Origin of the sequence: Micromonospora sp. NPDC005220, from assembly GCF_040607895.1 — a bacterium.
GTDB lineage: Bacteria > Actinomycetota > Actinomycetes > Mycobacteriales > Micromonosporaceae > Micromonospora.
Map to the genome: position 1 here is coordinate 1 of NZ_JBEXHP010000022.1, position 21,238 is coordinate 21,238.

Annotated in this window: 19 protein-coding genes and 2 pseudogenes; all 21 read left to right on the forward strand. The window is 72.4% G+C overall.

Features of this window, described 5'->3' with window-relative positions; translation table 11 throughout:
- Positions 1 to 1,788, forward strand: a 1,788-nt coding sequence (locus tag ABZU52_RS12240; protein ID WP_354971118.1) for a penicillin-binding protein 2, incomplete at its 5' end; no start/stop codon positions are given.
- A 52-nt stretch (positions 1,789 to 1,840) separates the two neighbouring features.
- Positions 1,841 to 3,403, forward strand: coding sequence for a UDP-N-acetylmuramoyl-L-alanyl-D-glutamate--2,6-diaminopimelate ligase (locus ABZU52_RS12245; RefSeq protein WP_354971119.1), 1,563 nt, complete (start codon positions 1,841 to 1,843; stop codon positions 3,401 to 3,403).
- Complete coding sequence (gene murF, locus ABZU52_RS12250) at positions 3,400 to 4,797, forward strand: UDP-N-acetylmuramoyl-tripeptide--D-alanyl-D-alanine ligase (RefSeq protein ID WP_354971120.1); 1,398 nt, start codon at positions 3,400 to 3,402, stop codon at positions 4,795 to 4,797. The genes ABZU52_RS12245 and murF overlap by 4 nt, the downstream gene beginning before the upstream one ends.
- Positions 4,794 to 5,918 (forward strand): phospho-N-acetylmuramoyl-pentapeptide-transferase, encoded by a 1,125-nt coding sequence (mraY, locus tag ABZU52_RS12255; RefSeq protein WP_354971121.1) that lies wholly within the window; start codon positions 4,794 to 4,796, stop codon positions 5,916 to 5,918. The genes murF and mraY overlap by 4 nt, the downstream gene beginning before the upstream one ends.
- A gap of 259 nt (positions 5,919 to 6,177) precedes the next feature.
- Positions 6,178 to 7,617: a putative peptidoglycan glycosyltransferase FtsW gene (locus ABZU52_RS12260; protein ID WP_354971172.1), complete on the forward strand. Its 1,440-nt coding sequence runs from the start codon at positions 6,178 to 6,180 to the stop codon at positions 7,615 to 7,617.
- Positions 7,617 to 8,723, forward strand: coding sequence for an undecaprenyldiphospho-muramoylpentapeptide beta-N-acetylglucosaminyltransferase (gene murG, locus ABZU52_RS12265; protein WP_354971122.1), 1,107 nt, complete (start codon positions 7,617 to 7,619; stop codon positions 8,721 to 8,723). Before ABZU52_RS12260 ends, murG begins: the two co-directional genes overlap by 1 nt.
- The gene (murC, locus tag ABZU52_RS12270; RefSeq protein WP_354971123.1) at positions 8,720 to 10,282 is read left to right on the forward strand and encodes a UDP-N-acetylmuramate--L-alanine ligase; all 1,563 of its coding nucleotides are present in this window, start codon (positions 8,720 to 8,722) and stop codon (positions 10,280 to 10,282) included. The genes murG and murC overlap by 4 nt, the downstream gene beginning before the upstream one ends.
- Positions 10,279 to 11,097 (forward strand): FtsQ-type POTRA domain-containing protein, encoded by an 819-nt coding sequence (locus ABZU52_RS12275; RefSeq protein WP_354971124.1) that lies wholly within the window; start codon positions 10,279 to 10,281, stop codon positions 11,095 to 11,097. The genes murC and ABZU52_RS12275 overlap by 4 nt, the downstream gene beginning before the upstream one ends.
- A 243-nt stretch (positions 11,098 to 11,340) precedes the next feature.
- The gene (gene ftsZ / locus ABZU52_RS12280; RefSeq protein ID WP_088988414.1) at positions 11,341 to 12,456 is read left to right on the forward strand and encodes a cell division protein FtsZ; all 1,116 of its coding nucleotides are present in this window, start codon (positions 11,341 to 11,343) and stop codon (positions 12,454 to 12,456) included.
- A 9-nt stretch (positions 12,457 to 12,465) separates the two neighbouring features.
- Positions 12,466 to 13,209, forward strand: coding sequence for a YggS family pyridoxal phosphate-dependent enzyme (locus ABZU52_RS12285; RefSeq protein ID WP_354971125.1), 744 nt, complete (start codon positions 12,466 to 12,468; stop codon positions 13,207 to 13,209).
- A gap of 191 nt (positions 13,210 to 13,400) precedes the next feature.
- Positions 13,401 to 14,093: a cell division protein SepF gene (gene sepF / locus ABZU52_RS12290; RefSeq protein ID WP_354971126.1), complete on the forward strand. Its 693-nt coding sequence runs from the start codon at positions 13,401 to 13,403 to the stop codon at positions 14,091 to 14,093.
- A 30-nt stretch (positions 14,094 to 14,123) separates the two neighbouring features.
- On the forward strand, positions 14,124 to 14,429 hold the full coding sequence (locus ABZU52_RS12295; protein WP_030334503.1) for a YggT family protein: 306 nt from the start codon (positions 14,124 to 14,126) through the stop codon (positions 14,427 to 14,429).
- A 44-nt stretch (positions 14,430 to 14,473) separates the two neighbouring features.
- The gene (locus ABZU52_RS12300) at positions 14,474 to 15,283 is read left to right on the forward strand and encodes a DivIVA domain-containing protein (protein ID WP_036411965.1); all 810 of its coding nucleotides are present in this window, start codon (positions 14,474 to 14,476) and stop codon (positions 15,281 to 15,283) included.
- An 80-nt stretch (positions 15,284 to 15,363) separates the two neighbouring features.
- Positions 15,364 to 15,708, forward strand: a pseudogene (locus ABZU52_RS12305) (hypothetical protein); the annotation flags it as partial.
- Positions 15,709 to 15,921: 213 nt separating this feature from the next.
- Positions 15,922 to 16,221: pseudogene (locus tag ABZU52_RS12310) on the forward strand (hypothetical protein); the annotation flags it as partial.
- Positions 16,222 to 16,231: 10 nt separating this feature from the next.
- On the forward strand, positions 16,232 to 16,372 hold the full coding sequence (locus ABZU52_RS12315; RefSeq protein ID WP_354971127.1) for a hypothetical protein: 141 nt from the start codon (positions 16,232 to 16,234) through the stop codon (positions 16,370 to 16,372).
- A gap of 22 nt (positions 16,373 to 16,394) precedes the next feature.
- A complete protein-coding gene (locus ABZU52_RS12320; RefSeq protein ID WP_354971128.1) occupies positions 16,395 to 17,894 on the forward strand; it encodes a potassium/proton antiporter in 1,500 nt (499 codons plus the stop codon).
- A gap of 225 nt (positions 17,895 to 18,119) precedes the next feature.
- Positions 18,120 to 18,539 (forward strand): TraR/DksA C4-type zinc finger protein, encoded by a 420-nt coding sequence (locus ABZU52_RS12325; protein WP_124770807.1) that lies wholly within the window; start codon positions 18,120 to 18,122, stop codon positions 18,537 to 18,539.
- Between the two features lie 64 nt (positions 18,540 to 18,603).
- Entirely contained in the window at positions 18,604 to 19,218 is a 615-nt protein-coding gene (gene lspA / locus ABZU52_RS12330) for a signal peptidase II (protein ID WP_354971129.1), read from the forward strand.
- On the forward strand, positions 19,215 to 20,159 hold the full coding sequence (locus ABZU52_RS12335) for an RluA family pseudouridine synthase (RefSeq protein WP_354971130.1): 945 nt from the start codon (positions 19,215 to 19,217) through the stop codon (positions 20,157 to 20,159). The genes lspA and ABZU52_RS12335 overlap by 4 nt, the downstream gene beginning before the upstream one ends.
- Positions 20,160 to 20,201: 42 nt before the next feature.
- Entirely contained in the window at positions 20,202 to 21,233 is a 1,032-nt protein-coding gene (locus ABZU52_RS12340; protein WP_354971131.1) for a hypothetical protein, read from the forward strand.
- The last annotated feature ends 5 nt before the right edge of the window (positions 21,234 to 21,238 follow it).

Below are 21,238 nucleotides of genomic sequence, written 5' to 3' on the forward strand. Positions count from 1 at the left end.
GCCGACCGACCGGTGGCCCGACGGCCGATCCGGAAGCCACGACGCCCGCCGAAGCTGGCCGACTCGCGGCTGCGGCTGCGGCTCGGCACCGTGCTCGCCCTGACCCTGTTCGCCGTCATCGGGATCCGGCTGATCTTCCTCCAGACGGTCGACGCTCCGGCGTACGCCGGGGGCGGCATCGCCGACCGACTCCGCACCGTCGAGCTGCCGGCGCCGCGGGGCGCGATCTACGACAGCACCGGCGCGCCGCTGGCCCGCAGCGTCGAGGCGCGGTACGTGTACGCCGACCCGACCGAGGTGGAGGACCGGGCGGGCACCGCGAAGGCGCTCTCCCCGCTGCTCGGCATCCCGGTGTCGAAGCTGATGGAGTTGATGAAGCCGCGCAAGCTGGCGAACGGCATCGACTCCACGTTCGCCTACCTGGCCCGGGGAGTGGAGATCCCGACCGCCGAGCGGGTGCAGGCGCTGGAGCTGCCCGGCATCGGGGTGCACCGCGACGAGCGCCGTGAGGTGCCCGGCGGTGATCTGGCCGCCAACCTGATCGGCTTCACCAGCCAGGACATGGACGGGTTGGAGGGGCTGGAGGCGCGCTACGACGACGTGCTCGCCGGTCAGGACGGCAAGCGGGTGTACGAGGCCGGCCTCGGTGACCTCGGCGCGCCGATCCCGGGTGGCTACAGCCGGACCACGCTCGCCAAGCCGGGCAGCTCGCTCGCCCTCACCATCGTCCGTGACCTGCAGTTCCGCACGCAGCAGATCCTCAGCGCAGGCATGGCCCAGGTGCCGGGCGGCACCGGCGCGGCGGTGGTCATGGAGGTTCCCTCCGGCGCGGTGCTGGCCCAGGCCAGCAACCCCACGTACAACGCGGCGAAGCCGGTGCCCAGCGACCCGGTCGCCCGGGAGGACGCGGCGACCAGCTTCGTGGTCGACCCCGGCTCGGTGCACAAGGCGATCACCTATGGCGCGGCGCTGCAGGAGGGGGTGATCACGCCGGACACCACCCTGCCCATCGCCAACAGCATCAAGAAGGGTGACACCTGGTTCTCCGACACGCACCCCGCCGACGGCAAGCGGATGAGCATCCCGGGCATGCTCGCCTACTCGTCCAACGTCGGCACCATCACCATCGCCGACCGGCTCGGCCGGGACCGGCTGATCGACTACCAGAAGCGGTTCGGGCTGGGTAAGCCCACCGGCGAGGGGATGCCCGGGGAGGCCAGCGGGCGACTGCTGCCGGCCGACGAGTGGAGTGAGTCGTCGGAAGGCTCGGTGCCGATCGGGCACAGCGTCGACGCCACCCCGTTGCAGATGGCTGCCGCGTACGCCGCCATCGCCAACAACGGCACGTACGTGCAGCCGCACCTGGTCAAGGAGGTGATCTCCCCGGACGGCAAGCGCACCCCCGCGCCGGCCCCGGTGACCCGGTCGGTGCTCAGCCCGCAGAACGCGGCGGCCCTGCGCACCATGCTGGAGGCGGTCACCACTGTCGATCACGCCACCGGCCTGACCGCCGCGGTGCCCGGCTACCGGGTCGCGGGTAAGACCGGCACCGGATGGCGGCTGGTCAACGGCAAGAAGCAGCCCGGCGAGGTGTCCTCCTTCATCGGCATGGCCCCCGCCGAGAACCCCCGGTACGTGATCGCCGTCTTCGTGTACGCGCCAAGCGGCGGGGGCACGGCGATCGCCGGGCCGGCGTTCCGGGACATGATGCAGTTCACTCTGCGTCACTACCGCGTACCGCCGTCCGTCGGTGGATCCGCGCCCAAGTTCGTGGTCTATCCGCGCTGAGCAGCGATGGCGGGACATCATCGGTGAGTGCCGACGAACCACCGGGGCGGCTGTGCGGCCGGAACCGGACGACCGGGTAGGGTCTGACGCCGTGCCCGGCAATCCACGTCCACGTACCGTGACCGGAGTCCGGCTCGGTGATCTCGCCGTCCGACTCGCCGTCGACCTTCCGGCGGACGCCGCCGCGGTGGTCGTCTCCGGGGTCACCCACGCCAGCCAGGAGGTTCGCCCCGGCGACCTGTACGCGGCGCTGCCCGGTGCCCGGCGGCACGGCGCGGAGTTCGCCGCCGGCGCCGCCGAGGCGGGTGCGGTGGCGTTGCTGACCGACCCGGCCGGTGCGGAGTTGGCGGCGGGAACCGGTCTGCCCGCCCTGGTGGTGCCCGACCCGCGCGCCGTGCTCGGCGAGCTGGCCTCGGCCGTGTACGGCGACCCGACCGCCGATCTCACCGTGATCGGGGTGACCGGCACCGCGGGCAAGACGTCCACCGCGTACCTGATCGAGTCGGGGCTGCGGGCCGCCGGGCACACCACCGGGCTGGTCGGCACGGTGGAGACCCGGCTCGGTGACCTGGTGATCGACAGTGTGCGCACCACCCCCGAGGCGACCGACCTGCACGCCATGTTGGCCACCGCCCGCGAGCGTGGGGTCACCGCCGTGGTCATGGAGGTCTCCAGCCACGCGCTGGCCATGGGCCGGGTGGGCGGGGTGCGGTTCGCCGTCGGCGGTTACACCAACTTCGGCTCCGACCACCTGGACTTCCACGCCGACAGCGACGACTACTTCGCCGCGAAGGCCCAGCTCTTCGACGGCCGCTGCGCGGTCGAGGTGCTCAACCACGACGACCCGGCGTTGAAGCCGCTGCTCAAGCCGAGCACCGTCACCTACTCGGCGGCCGGTGACCAGGGCGCCACCTGGTGGGCCGACGAGGTGGGCGGTGAGGGGTACGCCCAGCGGTTCACCGCGCACGGCCCGAACGGCGTGGCCCTCTCCGCCGGTGTGGCGCTGCCCGGCCGGCACAACGTGGCCAACGCGCTGCTGGCCATCGCCGCGCTGGTCGGTGCCGGGGTGGACCCGGCGACCGCGGCCGCCGGGGTGGCCGCCTGCGGGGGCGTACCGGGCCGGCTGGAGCTGATCGACGTGGCCGCACCGGTGCGCGGGGTGGTCGACTACGCGCACAAGTCGGACGCGATCGTGGCCGCGCTGGCCGCCCTGCGCGAGTTGAGCGCCGGCCGACTGATCTGTGTGATCGGTGCCGGTGGGGACCGGGACCGGGGCAAGCGGCCGGTGATGGGCGCCGCCGCCGCGGAGGGAGCCGACGTGGTGCTGGTGACCGACGACAACCCGCGTACCGAGGACCCGGGGGAGATTCGCGCCGAGGTGCTCGCCGGGGCGTACCGGGCCGGCACGGCCGCTCGGATCATCGAGGTGGCCGGCCGCCGCGCCGCGATCGACGAGGCGGTTCGGCTGGCCGAGCCGGGCGACGTGATCGCGCTGCTCGGCAAGGGGCACGAGCGCGGCCAGGAGGTGGCGGGCCAGGTGTTGCCGTTCGACGACAGCGTCGAGTTGGCCGAGGCGCTGCGGGCCCGCTTCGGGGACCTGGCGGGTCAGCGGTGATCGCGCTGAGCCTCGCCGAGGTGGCCGCCGCGGTCGACGGGCGGCTGGTGGCCGCCGACCCGGCCGCCACCGTCACCGGTTCGGTGGAGTTCGACTCACGCAAGGTGGGGCCCGGTTCGCTGTTCGTGGCCTTCCCGGGGGAGAAGGTCGACGGGCACGACTACGCGGCGACCGCGATCCAGGCCGGCGCGGTGGCGGTGCTCGGCAGCCGCGAGGTGCCCGGGGTGCCGATGGTGCTGGTCGACGACGCGCTGACCGCGATGGGTCGGCTGGCCCGCGCTGCGGTGGACCGGCTGCCCGGGTTGACTGTGATCGGCATCACCGGCTCGTCCGGCAAGACCACCACGAAGGACCTGATCGGTCAGCTGACCGCCCGGCTCGGGGCCACGGTGGCGCCACCCGGTTCGTTCAACAACGAGCTGGGGCACCCGTACACCGCCCTGCAGGCCGACCCGGACACCCGCTACCTGGTGATGGAGAAGGGTGCGCGCGGGATCGGGCACGTCCGTTACCTGTGCGAGCTGGTGCCGCCCCGGATCTCCGTGGTGCTCAACGTCGGCACCTCGCACATCGGCGAGTTCGGCTCGCAGGAGGCGATCGCCCTGGCCAAGGGTGAGCTGGTCGAGGCGCTGTCGCCGGACGGGCTGGCCGTGCTGAACGCCGACGACCCCCGGGTGGACGCGATGGCGAGCCGTACGCAGGCCCGGGTGGTCCGCTACGGCGAGGCGCCCGACGCCGACGTGCGCGCCGAGGACGTCACGCTCGACGAGCGGGGGCACCCGTCGTACACCCTGGTCACCCCGGAGGGGCGCGCACCGGTGCGGCTCCGGCTGGCCGGCCGTCACCAGGTCGGGAACACGCTCGCGGCGGCGGCGGTCGCCCGGGAGCTGGGCATGCCGCTGGCCGACCTGGCCACGGCCCTCGGCGAGCTGGGGCTGGTGTCGACCCGACGGATGGACGTCTTCGATCGCCCCGACGGGGTGACCGTGATCGACGACTCGTACAACGCCAATCCGGCCTCGATGGCGGTCGCGGTGCGGGCGCTGGCCAGCATGGGTCAGGGGCGGCGTACCGTCGCGGTGCTTGGTTACATGGCCGAGCTGGGCCCGTTCGAGTACGACGGCCACGCCGAGGTCGGCCGACTCGCGGCCGAGTTGGGTGTCGACCGGCTGCTCGTGGTGGGTGAGCCGGCTGCGCCGATCCACGAAGGCGCGACAGCGGTAGCGAACTGGGGAGGAGAGTCGGTGCTGCTCACCGATCAGGCGGCGGCCGTCGAGGTGCTGCGGAGCGAGCTGCGACCGGGTGATGTCGTCCTGGTCAAGGGTTCCCGGTACCGGACCTGGGAGGTGGCCGACGCCCTGCGCGCCGACGCCGACGGGGAGCCGACCCGATGAGGGCGGTGATCGTCGCCATCGGGGTGGCCTTCCTCGTCTCGCTCTTCTGCACCCCGATCGCGATCAAGGTGTTCACCCGGCTCAAGGCCGGTCAGCCGATCCGGTCCGACGGCCCCGCCATGCACCAGGGCAAGAAGGGCACGCCCACCATGGGCGGCGTGGTCTTCATCCTGGCCACGGTGATCGCGTACGTGGCCGGGCACCTCGCCCTGACCACCCTGCCGGACCAGCAGATCGCCCAGGTGGAGCCGACCATCACCGCGCTGGTGCTGCTGGGGCTGATGGTGTTCTCCGGCGCGGTGGGTTTCCTCGACGACTTCCTGAAGGTGCGCAAGCGCAACAGCGCCGGGCTGAACAAGCGCGGCAAGTTGCTCGGGCAGATCCTGGTCGGCGCGGTGTTCGGGGTGATCGCGCTGTGGTTCCCGAGCACGATGACAAACGGTTCGGGCCAGGCGACAAACACCGAGACGGTGGGCAGTACCACGCTGAGCTTCATCCGGGACATCGACTTCCTGGAGGTCAGCAAGGTCGGCGCGGTGATCATCTTCATCTTCGTGGTGATGGCCGCGACGAACGGCGTCAACCTCACCGACGGCCTGGACGGTCTGGCCACCGGCGCGTCGGTGATGGTGCTCGCCGCGTACGCGCTGATCGCGTTCTGGCAGTACCGGCACTGGTGCGCCGACCCGAGCTACAAGCAGCCGTACTGCTACGAGGTCCGCGACCCGTTGGAGATCGCGCTGATAGCCGGGGCGGCGGCCGGGGCCTGTGTGGGCTTCCTGTGGTGGAACACGTCCCCGGCTCGGATCTTCATGGGCGACACCGGGGCGCTGGGGCTGGGCGGTCTGATCGCCGGCATGGCGATGTCCACCCGCACCATCCTGCTGCTGCCGATCATCGGCGGGCTCTTCGTGATCATCACGATGTCCGTGGTGATCCAGATCATCTCCTTCAAGACCACCGGTAAACGGGTGTTCCGGATGTCTCCGCTCCAGCACCATTTCGAGCTGGCCGGCTGGAGCGAGGTCAACATCGTGGTGCGCTTCTGGATCATCGCGGGTATCGGCGTGGCCATCGCACTGGGCCTGTTCTACAGCGAGTTCCTCGCCAACATGACCTGATCCGTAAGGGCGACACGCCCGGAAGGGCGTTCTGGGGGTCTCGGGCGTGTTCAGCGGTGATGATGTCGGGGTGGGGGAGGACATCGGCACTGAGGGCAGGGCTGGCGGGCGGAGCGCGCCCGGCGGCCGTCGCGTGACGCGTACCGCATCGTCGGTTGCGTCGGCGGACGACGCGCGCGGGGCGGAACCGGGCGTGGCGGCGCGGGGGGCGGAACCGGGCGCGGCGGCGCGTGCGGCGGAACCGGCGGCGGCCGCGCCGCTGCGCGGTATCGACGCGGCCGGCGGGCTCGCCGCGCTGCGCGGCCTGCTGGACCGGCCGCTGACCTCCTACTACCTGCTGCTGTCCTGCGCCGGCCTGCTGTTGTTGATCGGGCTGACCATGGTCTTCTCGGCGACCAGCGTGAAGGACTACGCCGAGGACGGCAACGCCTCGGCCTCGGTGACCAAGCAGGCCATCTTCGCGGTGATCGGCATCGGCGCGTTCTGGGTCTGCCAGCGCCTGCCGGCCAGCACCTACCGGTCGGTGGGCCGGCCGCTGCTGTTCACCTCGATCGCGCTGCTGCTGGTGCTCAACCTGCTGCTCGCGTACGCCCGGCTGACCAGCCAGAAATCAGGGCAGATCGGCCCGATCGAGGCGCGGCTGAACTGGCTGTTCATCGGCGGTATCCAGCTACAGCCCTCCGAGTTGGCCAAGTTCGCGCTCGTGCTCTGGGGTGCGCACCTGATCGCCCGCAAGGGTGCCGCGCTGGGGTGGTGGCGCGAGCTGGCCACCCCGCTCTTCCCGGTGATGGGCCTGCTCTTCGTCCTGGTCGGCTACAACGACACGGGGACGATGCTCTGTCTGCTGGCCCTGGTCGTGGGCCTGCTCTGGGCCGCCGGTGTGCGGATGCGGGTCTTCGGCGCCCTGGCGGCGGCCGGTCTGGTCGGGATCGGCCTGCTCGTCGCGGTGGCCTCGCTGGGTGCCGGCTCCGGCGAGCGCGGCGAGGACAACTACCGCTTCGCCCGGCTGGCCATGTTCTTCAACCCGCCGGACCCGGAGACCTGCAAACTCGACGGCTGTCTCCAGTTCTACCAGGGTCGGCTGGCCATCGAGCACGGCGGCTGGTTCGGTGTCGGGCTGGGCAAGGGCAGCCTGAAGTGGGACTGGCTGCCCGAGGCGCACAACGACTTCATCTTCGCGATCATCTCCGAGGAGTTGGGCGTGATCGGGTGCGTGGTGGTGCTCAGCCTGTTCGCCGTCCTCGCGTACACCGGGTTCCGGATCGCCCGGCGGGTCGACGACCCGTTCCGCCGGCTCGCCGCCACCGCCGTGACCACCTGGCTGGTCAGCCAGGCTGTGATCAACATCGGTGGGGTGGTCGGGCTGCTGCCGATCACCGGCCTGCCGCTGCCGTTCATCTCCGACGGCGGAAGTGCCCTGGTGGTGACGTTGGCCGGCATCGGCATGCTGGCGTCCTTCGCCCGCGCCGAACCCGATGCGGCCAGAGCACTGCATGCCCGTCCGCCGGCCCGGTGGGTCCGACTACTCTGGGCCCCGTTGCCGCCGCTTCCCGGCCGGCGTCGCCGACCGGCGACGCCGCCCGCTGGCCGAGGGTCCGTGCCCCGGTCCCGTGAGCGGCGCCATGACGACCAGGCCGCACCGCGCGGGGTCCGACAGGACCGGAGCCGCGGGGGTACGGCGAGCGAGAGGAGACGCTGATGGGTCCGCTGCGTTCGGTGGTGCTCGCGGGAGGTGGCACCGGGGGGCACGTCTACCCGCTGCTCGCCTTCGCCGACTGCCTGCGCCGAGACGACCCGGGCGTCCGGATCACCTGCCTCGGCACACCCCGGGGCATGGAGAACGACCTGATCCCGCCGCAGGGCTACGACCTGCGGCAGATTCCGGCGTACCAGCTGCCCCGGTCGGTCAACATGAACCTGGTCCGCACCCCCGGCCGGATGTGGACCGCGGCGCGCGCCGCGGGCAAGGTGATCGACGAGGTGCGCGCAGACGTGGTCGTCGGCTTCGGCGGGTACGTCTCGGTGCCGGCCTACCTGGCCGCGTGGCGTCGTGAGCTGCCCATGGTCATCCACGAGGTCAACGTGCCCCCGGGCGTGGCCAACCGGCTCGGCATGAAGTTCACCAAGAACATCGCGGTCGGCTTCCCGAACCAGCCGAGCCAGGCCGAGTCGCTGCGGGACGCCACAGTTGTCGGGGTGCCGCTGCGCCGGGCCATCACCAGTCTGGACCGGCCGGCGTTGCGCAACGCCGCCCGCGCCCACTTCGGGCTCCGCCCGGACCTGCCGGTGCTGTTCGTCTCCGGCGGCTCGTCCGGCGCCCGCTCGATCAACCTGGCCGTCTCCGGGGCGGCCAAGGAACTGGCCCGCAACGGCGTGCAGGTGCTGCACGTGATGGGCGCCCGCAACGAGCCGGTGCCGATCCCCACCGACCTGCCGGTGCCGTACGTGACGCTGCCGTACCTGTCCGAGATGGAGCTGGGCTACGCCGCCGCCGACCTGATGCTCGCCCGGGGCGGGGCGATGACCGTCGCCGAGGTCGCCGCGATCGGGCTGCCCACGATCTACGTGCCGTACCCGCACAGCAACCAGGAGCAGCGGCGCAACGCCCTGCCCGTGGTGGAGGCCGGCGGCGGGCTGCTGGTCGACGACGCGGAACTCACCCCGGACTGGCTGGAGCGCACCGTCATCCCGCTCATCCGCGACCCGCAGCGGCTCTACACGATGGGCGCCGCCGCCGGGGCGTACGGCCGGCGCGACGGTGACGAGGCGCTGCGCTCCTTCGTGCTGGCGGCGGTGGTCCGATGACCGCGCAGTTCACGCCGGCCGGCACGCTCACCGCCGAGGACCTGGGCGCCGTCCACCTGATCGGCGTGGGTGGGGTGGGCATGCTCGGGGTGGCCCGGCTGCTGCTCACCCGCGGCATCCGGGTCTCCGGCAGCGACCTGCGGGAGTGGCCGTCGCTGGCGGGCCTGCGGGCGCTCGGCGGCACCATCCACCTCAGCCACGAGGTGACCAACCTCGACGGGGTGGACACCGTCGTCTACTCCTCGGCCATTCCACAGGACCACTTGGAGCTGGTCGAGGCGCGTCGGCGCGGCCTGCGGGTGCTGCACCGTTCGGAGGCGCTCGCCGCGGCGATGACCGGCCGTCGGGCGGTGGCCGTCGCCGGCACGCACGGCAAGACCACCACCACCTCGATGGTGACGATGGTGCTTCAGCAGGCCGGTGTGGACCCGTCCTTCGTGATCGGCGGGGAGATCTCCGAGGTCGGTTCGGGCGCCCACCACGGCACCGGCGAGCACTTCGTGGTGGAGGCGGACGAGAGCGACCGCTCGTTCCTCATCTACCGCCCGTACGTCTCGATCATCACGAACGTCGAGGCGGACCACCTGAACACCTACGGCGACTACGCGACGCTGGAGGCGGCGTTCGTGGAGTTCGCCCGCCTCACCGACCCGGACGGGTTCATCATCACCTGCGCCGACGACCCGGGCGGGCGGCGGCTGGCCGAGAGCCTGCGGTCCGAGGGACGACGGGTGTTCACCTACGGCGAGGCGGCCGACGCCGACCTGCGGTTGACCGAGATGGTCTCCTCCGCGCGTGGGGTGCGCTACCTGGCCGCCATCGACGGCCGGTCGCTGGGCGAGTTCCGGCTGCCGGTGCCGGGGCGGCACATGGGACTGAACAGCGCCGCCGCGGTGCTCACCGCGTACCTGCTGGAGTTGCCGCTGGAGGCGGCGGAGGCCGCGCTGGCGGTCTTCCCCGGGGTGCGACGGCGCTTCGAGCGCAAGGGCGTCGCGGACGGGGTGCTGGTCTACGACGAGTACGCCTACCACCCGACCTCGATGACGTTGGCGATGCAGACGCTGCGCGAGGTCGCCGGGGACGGCCGCCTGATCGTCGTCTTCCAGCCGTACCGGATGTACCGCACCCGCGACAACCAGGCGGAGATCGCGGCGGCGCTGGCCATCGCCGACGAGGTGGTGCTGTTGGAGGTCTTCGGGCCGGGCGAGTTGCGTCAGCCCGGCGAGGGCTCGGCGGCGCTGATCGCGGCGGTGGAGCTGCCCGCCGACCGCAAGGTCTTCGTGGAGTCGTGGGAGCAGGCGCCGGTCGAGGTGGCCCGTCGGGCCCGCTCCGGGGACGTGGTGGTGACCATGGGCGCCCCGCCGATCTCGCTGATGGGCGACGAGCTGCTGGCCGCCCTGGCTGAGCGTACGGCCGGCTCGGCACCGACCGCGACCGTCGACCCGGTGGCCACCACCCCGGCGGTCGGCGACCCGGTGCCGGGTGGGGCCACCTCCGGCGGTGACGGCGCGGCTCTCGGTGGCACCGCCGTGCCCGGCTCGGCACCCAACGCCGGATGAGTCCCGGCCCGGCCCGCGGGCGGACCAGCGCCGCCGACGGTGGCGCCCCGCGTCGGGGTCCGGCCCGGCGGTGGCAGCTGGTCCGGGCGGGCCGCGACGCGGTACCGCCCTCGACCCGCCGGTTCATGGCCCGAGCCCGGCAGCGTCGGATGCGGGCGGCGCTGCCGTGGGCGGTGGCCGCCGGGGTCCTCGCCCTGGCCGGGCTGGTTGCCTGGACCGTGCTCGGCACCGGCCTGTTCGGCCTTCGTGAGGTACGGGTGGAGGGTGCCGGCCTGGTCACTCCGGTGCAGGTGCGCGACGCCGTCGGCGTTCCGGACGGGGTGCCGCTGGCCCGGGTGGACCTGGCCGCCGCCGCCCGCCGGGTCGGCGAGCTGCCGGCGGTGGAGCGGGCCACTGTTGCCCGGGACTGGCCCGGCGCGTTGGTGGTGCGGGTGACCGAGCGGACCGCGGTGGCGGTGGTGCCGCAGGGGGAGGCGTTCGCCCTGATCGACCGGAGTGGGGTGGCGTTCCGGACGGTGCAGCGACGCCCCGCCGAGCTGCCGCAGGTGACGGTGGGCCAACCGGCCGCCGACGATCCGGGCACCCGGTCCGGGCTGGAGGTGCTCGTCGCGCTGACGCCGCAGCTGCGCGCGCAGTTGGTGGACGTGAACGTGGAGGGGCTGGCCCGGATCAGCCTGCGGTTGCGGGGGGATCGGACGGTGGTCTGGGGCGATGCGACCCGGAGCGCGGACAAGGCCCGGGTGGCCACCGCGCTGCTCGACGAGGACACCGACCGGATCGACGTGAGCGCGCCGGATGTGGTGACCTTTCGTTGACCGGCGAGCGCGCGGGACGTGACCCGTCGCGCTCCGCTCGGCGACACGCCGCCCGGGTCCTTGGCTCATCGGGCGGTGGCGCTTACGTTGCCCCGAAGAGGATCAGTGGTTGACATAACTGTAAGCCTCTAGTAGAGGGTTAGGGTTCACCCCTGATTCTCGCTGGTGACAGCTGTCGTCGGCCGCTGGCTGGCCACGCCGTACCCGGTCGGCCGAAGCCAATCTCGAAGGAAAGGACCGGAGATGACACCTCCGCACAACTACCTGGCGGTCATCAAGGTCGTCGGCATCGGGGGTGGCGGCGTCAACGCCGTCAACCGGATGATCGAGGTTGGGCTCAAGGGCGTCGAGTTCATCGCGATCAACACCGACGCTCAGGCGCTGCTGATGAGCGACGCCGACGTCAAGCTCGACGTCGGCCGGGAGCTGACCCGTGGCCTGGGGGCCGGGGCCAACCCGGACGTCGGGAAGAACGCCGCCGAGGACCACCGCGACGAGATCGAGGAGGTGCTCAAGGGCGCCGACATGGTCTTCGTGACCTGCGGCGAGGGCGGCGGCACCGGCACCGGCGGCGCGCCCGTGGTGGCCAACATCGCCCGCAAGCTCGGCGCGCTGACCATCGGCGTGGTGACGCGGCCGTTCTCCTTCGAGGGCAAGCGCCGCCAGGTGCAGGCCGAGTCGGGAATAGACGAACTCCGCAACCAGTGCGACACGCTGATCGTCATCCCGAACGACCGGCTGCTGGCCCTTGGCGACCGCAACATCAGCATGATGGACGCGTTCCGCACCGCCGACCAGGTGCTGCTCTCCGGTGTGCAGGGCATTACCGACCTGATCACCACCCCGGGTCTGATCAACCTGGACTTCGCCGACGTCAAGAGCGTGATGAGCGGCGCCGGCAGCGCGTTGATGGGCATCGGCAGCGCCCGCGGTGAGAACCGCGCGGTCGAGGCGGCCGAGGCGGCCATCTCCAGCCCGCTGCTGGAGCAGAGCATGGACGGCGCGCGGGGCGTGCTGCTCTCCATCGCCGGCGGCTCCGACCTGGGCCTGTTCGAGATCAACGATGCCGCCCAACTGGTCACCGACGCGGCCCACCCGGACGCCAACATCATCTTCGGCGCGGTCATCGACGACGCGCTCGGTGACGAGGTGCGGGTGACGGTCATCGCGGCGGGCTTCGACGGCGGCACGCCCGCGTACAAGGCGGCCGAGCCGACCCGCAAGACCAACACCAACCAGCCGGCACCGCAGAGCACCCCGGTGCCGGCGCCGGCCACCAACCCGGCTCCGGCCCAGTCGCCGCGTCGCGTGCTCTTCGACGACGTGGACGTTCCCGACTTCCTCAAGAACGGGTCCTGAGCACCGCCGATGACCGACAGCTCAGCCACCGTACGACCGGATCGGCACGCCGAACTCGCGGCCGGTCTGGCCCAGGTGCGGTCCCGGGTCGACGACGCCTGTGCGCAGGCCGGTCGGGACCCCGCCGAAGTCACGATGATCGCGGTGACGAAGACCTACCCGGCCAGCGACGTGTTGGCGCTGGCCGGGCTCGGGGTGACCGACATGGGGGAGAACCGCGACCAGGAGGCGTCCGGCAAGGCCGCCGAGGTGGCTGCCGCCGGGGTGCGTCCCCGCTGGCACTTCATCGGGCAGTTGCAGCGCAACAAGGCCCGCTCGGTGGTCCGCTACGCCGACGTGGTGCACTCCGTCGACAGTGTCCGGCTGGCCCGGGCGCTGGCCACCGCCACCGCCGACCGGCAGGAGCCGCTGGACGCTCTGGTTCAGGTGAGCATCGACGGCGATGCGGTCCGGGGTGGGGCACTGCCCGATTCGGCGGATCCGGGCGCCGGGTTGGAGCCGGTGGCCGAGGCGGTGGCCGACGCGCCAGGGCTGCGTCTGGTCGGTCTCATGGCGGTCGCTCCGCTGGGGTGGGAGCCGGAGCGGGCATTCGCCCGGCTCGCGGAGGTCGCCGACGCGTTTCGGGTCGTCCATCCGGGAGCCACCGCGTTGTCCGCCGGTATGAGCGGAGATTTCGAAATCGCGATCCGTTACGGCGCGACACATGTCCGCGTCGGTAGCGCGTTGCTCGGAATGCGTCCCACGCTGCGGTAGCCTGACCGCGAGACAAGCAAATTACATCAGTGTTGTTTCAGGGGCGGCGTCTCCTAGTCGGGGGTCGTGGCGCGCGACGCGAATCGCGCGCCGGGGGGATTGCCGTTCCGGTCGGATGGGCATGGTTGTCCACTCGCGACGGGCGACATGGCACGGGGGCGCGTGCCGCACGGCGGACGGAAGGGCGCGGGATGGGTGCACTGCGCAAGGCGGGGGTCTGGCTCGGTCTGGTCGAAGAAGACGACGAGCGGGCCTACGACGACGGTGGCTACGACAAGGGTGGCTACCGCGACTCGCGGTACCGGCAGAGCCGGTACGCCGAGGAGTTCGCCGACGACGACGAGGACGACACCGAGGAGCCGCCGGCTCCCCGGCCGCGCGACAGCGGGCGGGGTCGACTCTCCGAGCGGTCGAGCGGGCGGTTGAGCGAGTCCGAGCGCGGTGACGGTGAGCGTCCAGAGCGGATCGAGCGGTCCAGCGTACGGTCGATCACCCGGTCGTCGGCGGGCGAGACCTCCGGCGCGCTGACCTACCACACGCGGGACAACCTCGCCCTCGCGCCGCAGGTCACGTCGCGTGAGCGGGCCCTGCCCGAGGAGGAGCAGCGTTACCAGATCACCACGCTGCACCCCACCACCTACCGGGAGGCGCGCACCATCGGCGAGCACTTCCGCGACGGGGTCCCGGTGATCATCAATCTCACCGAGATGGATGAGGCCGATGCCCGCCGTCTGGTGGACTTCGCCGCCGGGCTGGCGTTCGGCCTGCGCGGTACGATCGAGCGCGTGACCAATCGGGTGTTCCTGCTCTCACCGGCTAACGTCCAGGTCACCGCTGAGGACAAAGCCAAGATCGCTGAGGGCGGCTTTTTCAGTCTGAGTTGATCCCGCCCGACCCGAGGGACGTCGCTGACCGTGTTGTCGATCTTACTGCAAGTGCTGTACCTGATCCTTTATGTCTTCCTGCTCCTTCTTCTGTCCCGGTTCGTGTTGAGCGCCGTCCTGCAGTACGGCCGTCGCTGGCAACCGGGGCGTGGAGCATCGGCAGGATTGGAATCCGTGTGGAGCGTCACTGATCCCCCTCTCAACGCGTTGAGGCGTGTGATCCCTCCGCTGCGAATTGGTACCGTGAGCATCGACCTGGCCTCCCTTGTGCTCCTGGTTATCCTGTTCGTGCTGATGGAGTTCGTGTTAGGGCCGTCGATCAGGGCATCTGCCTGATGACCGACGCGCTTTCGCGGCCGCAACTGACCCGAGGAGTTTCGATGCCGCTGACCCCGGCCGACGTCCACAACGTCGCCTTCAAAAAGCCGCCGATCGGCAAGCGGGGGTATGACGAGGAGGAGGTCGACGCCTTCCTTGATGAGGTCGAGCGCGAGCTCGCCCGTCTCATCGAGGAGAACAACGAGCTGCGCGCCCAGGTGGAGCGCGGCGGCCGTGGCGGTGCCCCCGCAGGCCCCGGCGGCGACGCCCGACTGGCGGCGGAGCTCAACGACGTCAAGGCCCAACTGGACCGGGTGCAGCGCGACAAGTCGGCGGCCGAGCAGGCTGCCCGCGCGATGCAGGCCGAGCTGGAGCAGGTCCGCGCGACCGGCGGCCCGGCCGGCGGCGTCACCGGTGACGGTGAGCAGCAGGCCCTGCGCGTGCTGATGATGGCCCAGCGCACCGCGGACGACCACGTGTCCGACGCTCGCCGCGAGGCCGACCAGCTGCTGTCCGAGGCTCGCAGCAAGGCCGAGGAGGTGACCCGGGAGGCGCGCGCGAAGGCTGACGCCCTTGAGCGGGACGCCCGCCAGCGGCACCAGGAGGCCATGGGCGGCCTGGACGCCAAGCGCACGGCGTTGCAGAAGCACATCGAGGAGCTCAAGCAGTTCGAGCGCGAGTACCGCACCCGGCTCAAGGCGTACCTGGAGAGCCAGCTGCGTGACCTCGACGGTCGTGGCCAGGGCCTTGAGGCCGAGATGACCCGTTCCGAAGCCGGCCGGGTTGCCGGCGGCAACGGGCTGGCCGCCGCGGGTCTCGCTGGTTCGTACGGCGGCGGCGGGCGCTCCGGCGCCCTCGAAGCCGGCCGCTGAGCACCGGCCGGCGATCGCTCTCCGCCAATGGTGACGGTCGCCGGCTCTGCCTGGACGGTTCGACGCGGCGGGGGTGAGCCGTGATAGTCGCAAGTCTTCTGCTCATCCTCGTCGCGGTGGTGCTACTGGTGCTCGGCCTGGCCGGTGGCTCCAGCTTCTTGTTGGTCATCTCCATCGCGGCCAGTCTGCTGGCCGCCGTGGCGTTGGTGGTGGGCGCCCGCCAGGCAGCCGCCAACCGCGCCATGGCGGATCCGGGCCGGCCCGACCGGCGGCACCCCGACGCACCCCGCACGGCCAGCCAGGCCACGCCGGGTGTCGCGTACGGGCCGCCGCTGGTCGCGCCGGAGATGCCGGTGCAGCACATGCCCACGACGTTTGGTACCGGCGGCACCGGGTGGCGGCAACCACCCGCGCCGCCGGTCGACCAGGTGCCGCCGATCGACCAGGTGCCGCCGATCGATGAGGCGTCGCCGTTCGACCCGCGCGTGGATGAGGCGTCGCCGTTCGACCCCCCGCGCGTCGACGAGGCGTCGCCGTTCGACCCGCGCGTCGATGAGGCGTCGCCGTTCGACCCGCGCGTCGATGAGGCGTCGCCGTTCGTGACCGCGGCGGACGGGGCGTCCTCGCGCGCCCGGCCGGTCAGCCCGGCGTCGCCGCTGGCGGCGTCGACCGACGACGGGTTCAACCCCGCGGTCTCGGCGGTCGACGAGCCGGCCGTCCAGCAGATCACCGCCGCCGAGGCGGCCCGGGTGGCCCGACTGCTCGACGCGGTCGAGGTCGTCGACGGCCGCCCCCGCTACCACCTCGACAACTGCCCCCATCTGGATGGCTGGCAGCCCGAGACGTTGCCGGTCGCCGAGGCCGTGGAGCTCGGCTTCACTCCGTGCGCGCACTGCGCGCCGGCGACCGCCCTCCTCGCCGACGCCCGGCCGATCTGAAGCGGCGCCGGTGCCCGCCCAGGACACGCTCACCGTGGCGGTACGGGTGAAGCCCGGCGCGGCCAGCCGGGACAAGCTCTTCCTCGTCGATCGGCCCGACCCGGAGGTGCCCGAGGTGCTGCGCCGGCTGCGCGACGGATCCGCCGAGTGAGGACAGCCCAGGCCAGGCAGCCGTGACGCCCGGGTTGGACATCGCGCTGCTGCTCGGGGCGGCGGTGCTGCTGGTCGCGGTTGGCGCGGTGCGGCTCTCCACCCGGCTCGGCGTGCCCAGCCTCCTGGTCTACCTGGCGTTGGGCGTGGCGATCGGCGAGGGCGGGCTGGGCATCCGGTTCGACGACGTCGAGCTGACCCGGACCCTCGGCTTCTGCGCGCTGATCGTGATCATCGCGGAGGGCGGCCTCACCGCCCGGTGGAGCACGCTGCGCCCGGTGCTCGGGCTGGCCTCCGCCCTCTCCACGGTCGGCGTGGTGGTCAGCATCGTGGTGGTCGGCGTCGCCGTGCACCTGCTGCTGGGGCTGGACTGGCGGCTGGCGCTGCTCTACGGCGCGGTGCTCTCGTCCACCGACGCGGCTGCCGTCTTCGCCACCCTGCGCCGGCTGCGGTTGCCGCCCCGGCTGGTGGCGACGCTGGAGGCCGAGTCGGGGATGAACGACGCCCCGGTGGTGCTGCTGGTGGTGCTGCTGTCCCACCAGGGCCTGTCGCACCCGTGGTGGTACGAGGTCGCGCTGGTCTGCTACGAGTTGGGCGTCGGTGCGGCGGTGGGGGTGGCCGCCGGCGTTGCCGGCACCTGGGCGCTGCGCCGGGCCGCGCTGCCCTCGGCCGGGCTCTACCCGATCGCCGCGGTGGGCATCACCGTGCTGGCGTACGCCGCGGGAGCGGTGCTGCACGCCTCGGGCTTCCTCGCCGTCTACGTGGCCGGGGTGCTGCTGGGCAATGCCCGCCTGTCGCACCGGCAGGCGATTCTCGGGTTCGCGGACGGGTTGGCCTGGCTGGCCCAGATCGGGTTGTTCGTGCTGCTCGGGTTGCTGGCCTCACCGGGCCGGCTGGGCGCGGCGGTGCTGCCCGCGGTGGTCGCCGGGCTGGCGCTGGTGCTGCTGGCCCGGCCGCTGTCGGTGGCCGTCTCGGCGTCGCCGTTCCGGGTCGGTCTTCGAGAACAGGCGTTCCTGTCCTGGGCCGGGCTGCGGGGGGCGGTGCCGATCGTGCTGGCCACCATTCCGCTCTCCGAACGGGTGCCCGGCGCGGAGCGGCTCTTCGACGTGGTCTTCGTGCTGGTGGTGATCTTCACGTTGGTGCAGACCGGGACGCTGGGACCGTTCGCCCGCCGGTTGCGGGTGACCGCGCCGGCCGAGGCCACCGAGATCCATGTGGAGACCGCTCCGCTGGAGCGGATGCGGGCGGACCTGCTCCAGGTGGAGGTGCCGACGGGCTCGCGGTTGGCGGGCGTGCACGTGGACGAGCTGCGGCTTCCGCTGGGCGCGTCGGTGACCCTGGTGCTGCGCGACGGCGTCGGCTTCGTGCCCGCACCGGACACCCGGTTGAAGACCGGCGACAGTCTGCTGATCGTGGCGACCGCCGGGGTGCGGGACGCCGCGGAACGGCGGTTGCGGGCGGTCAGTCGGCGGGGTCGTCTGGCCCGATGGTTTGGTGAGTACGGGGATGAGGTGGTCAGTTGATCTGCTAGCGTCTCCTTTGCCCCAGTTAGGCAGGGCTAGGGGCTGTTAGACGGTGCGACGGTGCGGCACGTTGTCGGACGCCTGTACGTTCCGTATTCTTGCCAACCTCCGGAGTGCGCGGCCATCGTCGCCGTGCGCCCCTTTTCGTACGTAGGGGACGCCCTGGTCGGCGCCCCCTGACCAGGCGCCGCGGACCGCGCGGTTCCCCGGCCGAGGGAGCGACCCATGGCGAAGCCAGCCGACACCAGGACCGCCGGGCGGAAGCCGGTGGCCAAGGCCACCCGCAGCACGGCGGAGACCGAGAAGATCCGGGCGGCGCTGGCGGCGCGACGGGACGAGCTTCGTGCCGAGTACGATCAGACGCTGAGTGAGATCACCGAGCTGCAGCGCGATCGGCTGACCGACTCGGCCGGGGACGACCAGGCCGACACGGGCACCAAGACGCTCGAGCGGGAGCAGGAGATCTCTCTCGCCAACAGCATTCTGGAACGGATCACGCAGGTGGAGCGCGCTCTGGAGCGCCTCGACGAGGGTGGTTACGGCTGGTGCGAGCGGTGCGGCAACCCGATCCCGGTCGAGCGCCTCGCCGCCTTCCCGTCGGCCACCCAGTGTGTGACGTGCAAGCAGCTGGAGGAGCGGCGCTGAGGTCCGTTCCCCGGCGGCGATGAGACGGTGAGCGATCACCGCCGAGACTGTCGATGGGGAGCGCATGACCGCAGCACCGTCCGCCGAACCCGGCCGCACCGACCCGGGCGGCGGCACCCGCCGGCCCCGGGCCGTCGCGATTCTTGCCGGAGTCGCCCTGGTGGCCCTGCTGGCCGACCTGGTCACCAAGCACCTCGCGCTGGCCGCGCTGACCGACCGGGAGCCGGTCCGGCTGCTCGGCGGGTTCGTCTACCTGAGCCTGACCCGCAACAGCGGCGCGGCCTGGAGCATCGGCGCCGACCACACCTGGGTCTTCCCGCTGATCACCATCGGGGTGGTCGGCTGGATCGTCTGGATGGCACTGCGCCTGCGCTCGCTGCCCTGGGCGATCTCCCTCGGCCTGGTGCTGGGCGGTGCGTTGGGCAACCTCGTCGACCGGATCTTCCGGGCGCCGTCCCCCTTCCACGGGCACGTGGTCGACATGATCAGCCTCTTTGACCCGTACGGTCAGGTTTGGCCGGTGTTCAACCTGGCCGACAGCTCGCTGGTCTGCGGCGTGCTGCTGGCCGTCCTGTTGGAGCTGACCGGCCGCCAGCGTGACGGCCGGCGGGCGGGGCGCGACGGCGACCCGGCCACGACGGACGCCGCGTCGGGCGCCGAGCAGCGGGAGCGGGCATGACCTCCGCGTTCGCCGCTGGCGGCGACCACCGTTCCCTTCCGGTTCCGGACGGCCTCGACGGCATGCGCCTGGACCAGGCCGTGTCCCGCCTGTTCGGGCTCTCCCGCACCGCCGCCGCAGCCCTGGTCGACGCCGGGGACGCGCTTGTCGACGGCTCCGCCCGGCCCAACTCGCACAAGGTCAAGGCCGGCTCCTGGCTGGAGGTCACGCTGCCCGCCCCGGTCGCGCCGCCGACCGTGGTGCCGCAGGCGGTGCCCGGCCTGCGGGTGGTCTACGCCGACGACGACATCGTCGTGGTCGACAAGCCGGTGGGGGTGGCCGCGCACCCCAGCCCGGGGTGGACCGGGCCGACGGTGATCGGCGCGCTCGCCGCGATCGGGCACCGCATCTCCACCAGCGGCGCCGCCGAGCGGCAGGGCGTGGTGCACCGGCTCGACGTGGGCACCACCGGAATCATGGTGGTGGCCAAGAGCGAGCAGGCGTACACGGCGTTGAAGCGGGCCTTCAAGTACCGCGAGGTCGACAAGGGTTACCACGCGGTGGTGCAGGGCCACCTGGACCCGCTGCGGGGCACCGTCGACGCACCGATCGACCGGCACCCCACCCACGACTATCGGTGGGCGGTGGTCTCCGGCGGCAAGCCGAGCATCACCCACTACGACACCCTGGAGGCGTTCCCGGCGGCGAGCCTGGTCGACGTCCGGCTGGAGACCGGCCGGACCCACCAGATCCGGGTGCACTTCTCCACCCTGCGGCACCCCTGTGTGGGTGACCTCACCTACGGCGCAGATCCCACCCTCTCGGCTCGTCTCGGCCTGGCCCGACAGTGGCTGCACGCCCGCGAACTGAGCTTTCTGCACCCCCGAACGGGGGACGAGGTCCGGTTCGTCAGCGACTACCCTGACGACCTGGACCGTGCGCTCCAGATCCTGCGTGACTGAGCGGCGACCGCCCGACACCGATCCACAGAGGGGATCCCGCCCGTGCGCGCCGGCAACCTGCTGCGGCAGCTGGACCAACGGCTGCTGCCGCCGCTGACCCGGGCCGTGGCCCGGCTGGGCGACCGGTCGGCGCGCTCCGGGGTGCTCAGCTGGGCCGCCGTGCTCTCCGCGGCGGCGGTGCTGGGCACCGCCGTCTGGGCCGTCGACGACACTCCGGTCGGCGACCGGACGGTCGGCGAGGTGACCCGGGTCGGCGTTACCGACGGCGACTCCGTCCCCGGCTACCTGCGGTCGGCCGCGGCCGACCTGGCCGCGCTGCCCGCGTCCGCCCCGGCCGCCGAGGGCGGGACGTACGCGCTGGTCACGCTCGAGGCGTACCTGCCTCCACAGCGGCTGGCGACGGTGCTCGGCGACGTCGGGGTCTCGACCGTCTTCGGGCGGGTTCCGCTGCCCGGCCGGCAGACCGAGATCGTCAAGATCCCCGCGCAGCGGGTGCCGGACGACGTGGTCGCCGGGATGGCACAGGTGGCGGCCCGCAAGGAGACCGAGGCCGCCGACTACCGGGCCAGGGCCGCCGCGGTCGACGGCGACGGGGTGGGCGAGCGGGAGTTGCGGGAGCAGTACGCCAGCGGCGCCGAGGTGGCCGCCGCCGAGGCGGCCGCGTACCGCACCGGCTGCGCCTGCGTCTACGCGGCGGTGGTGCGCGCGACGCCGGTGGCGCTGCGCGGCGTCGCGGCCCGGCCGGACGTGCGGGCGGTCGACCCCGCCCCCGAGGTGTACCGGCTGGACCGCACGGTCTTCACGCCGCCGCTGCCCGAGCAGGTCGACGTGGTGCGCCCGCCGGCCGACACCGGGACGAGCCCCGCGCCGACCCAGTCCGAGCGGCCCGCGCCACCGGTCAGCGCACCGGCGCCGTCGGCCTCCGTGGGCGAATCGTCGGAACCCGCACCAGCCGTGACGATTCCGTCACCCGAACCGTCGACGTCGGAGCCCACCGAGTCGACGCCGCCGAGCGTCACCACCTCGCCGGACGCCACCCTCGCCGAGCCGCCGTCGCCGGCACCGTCGTCGTGATCTGC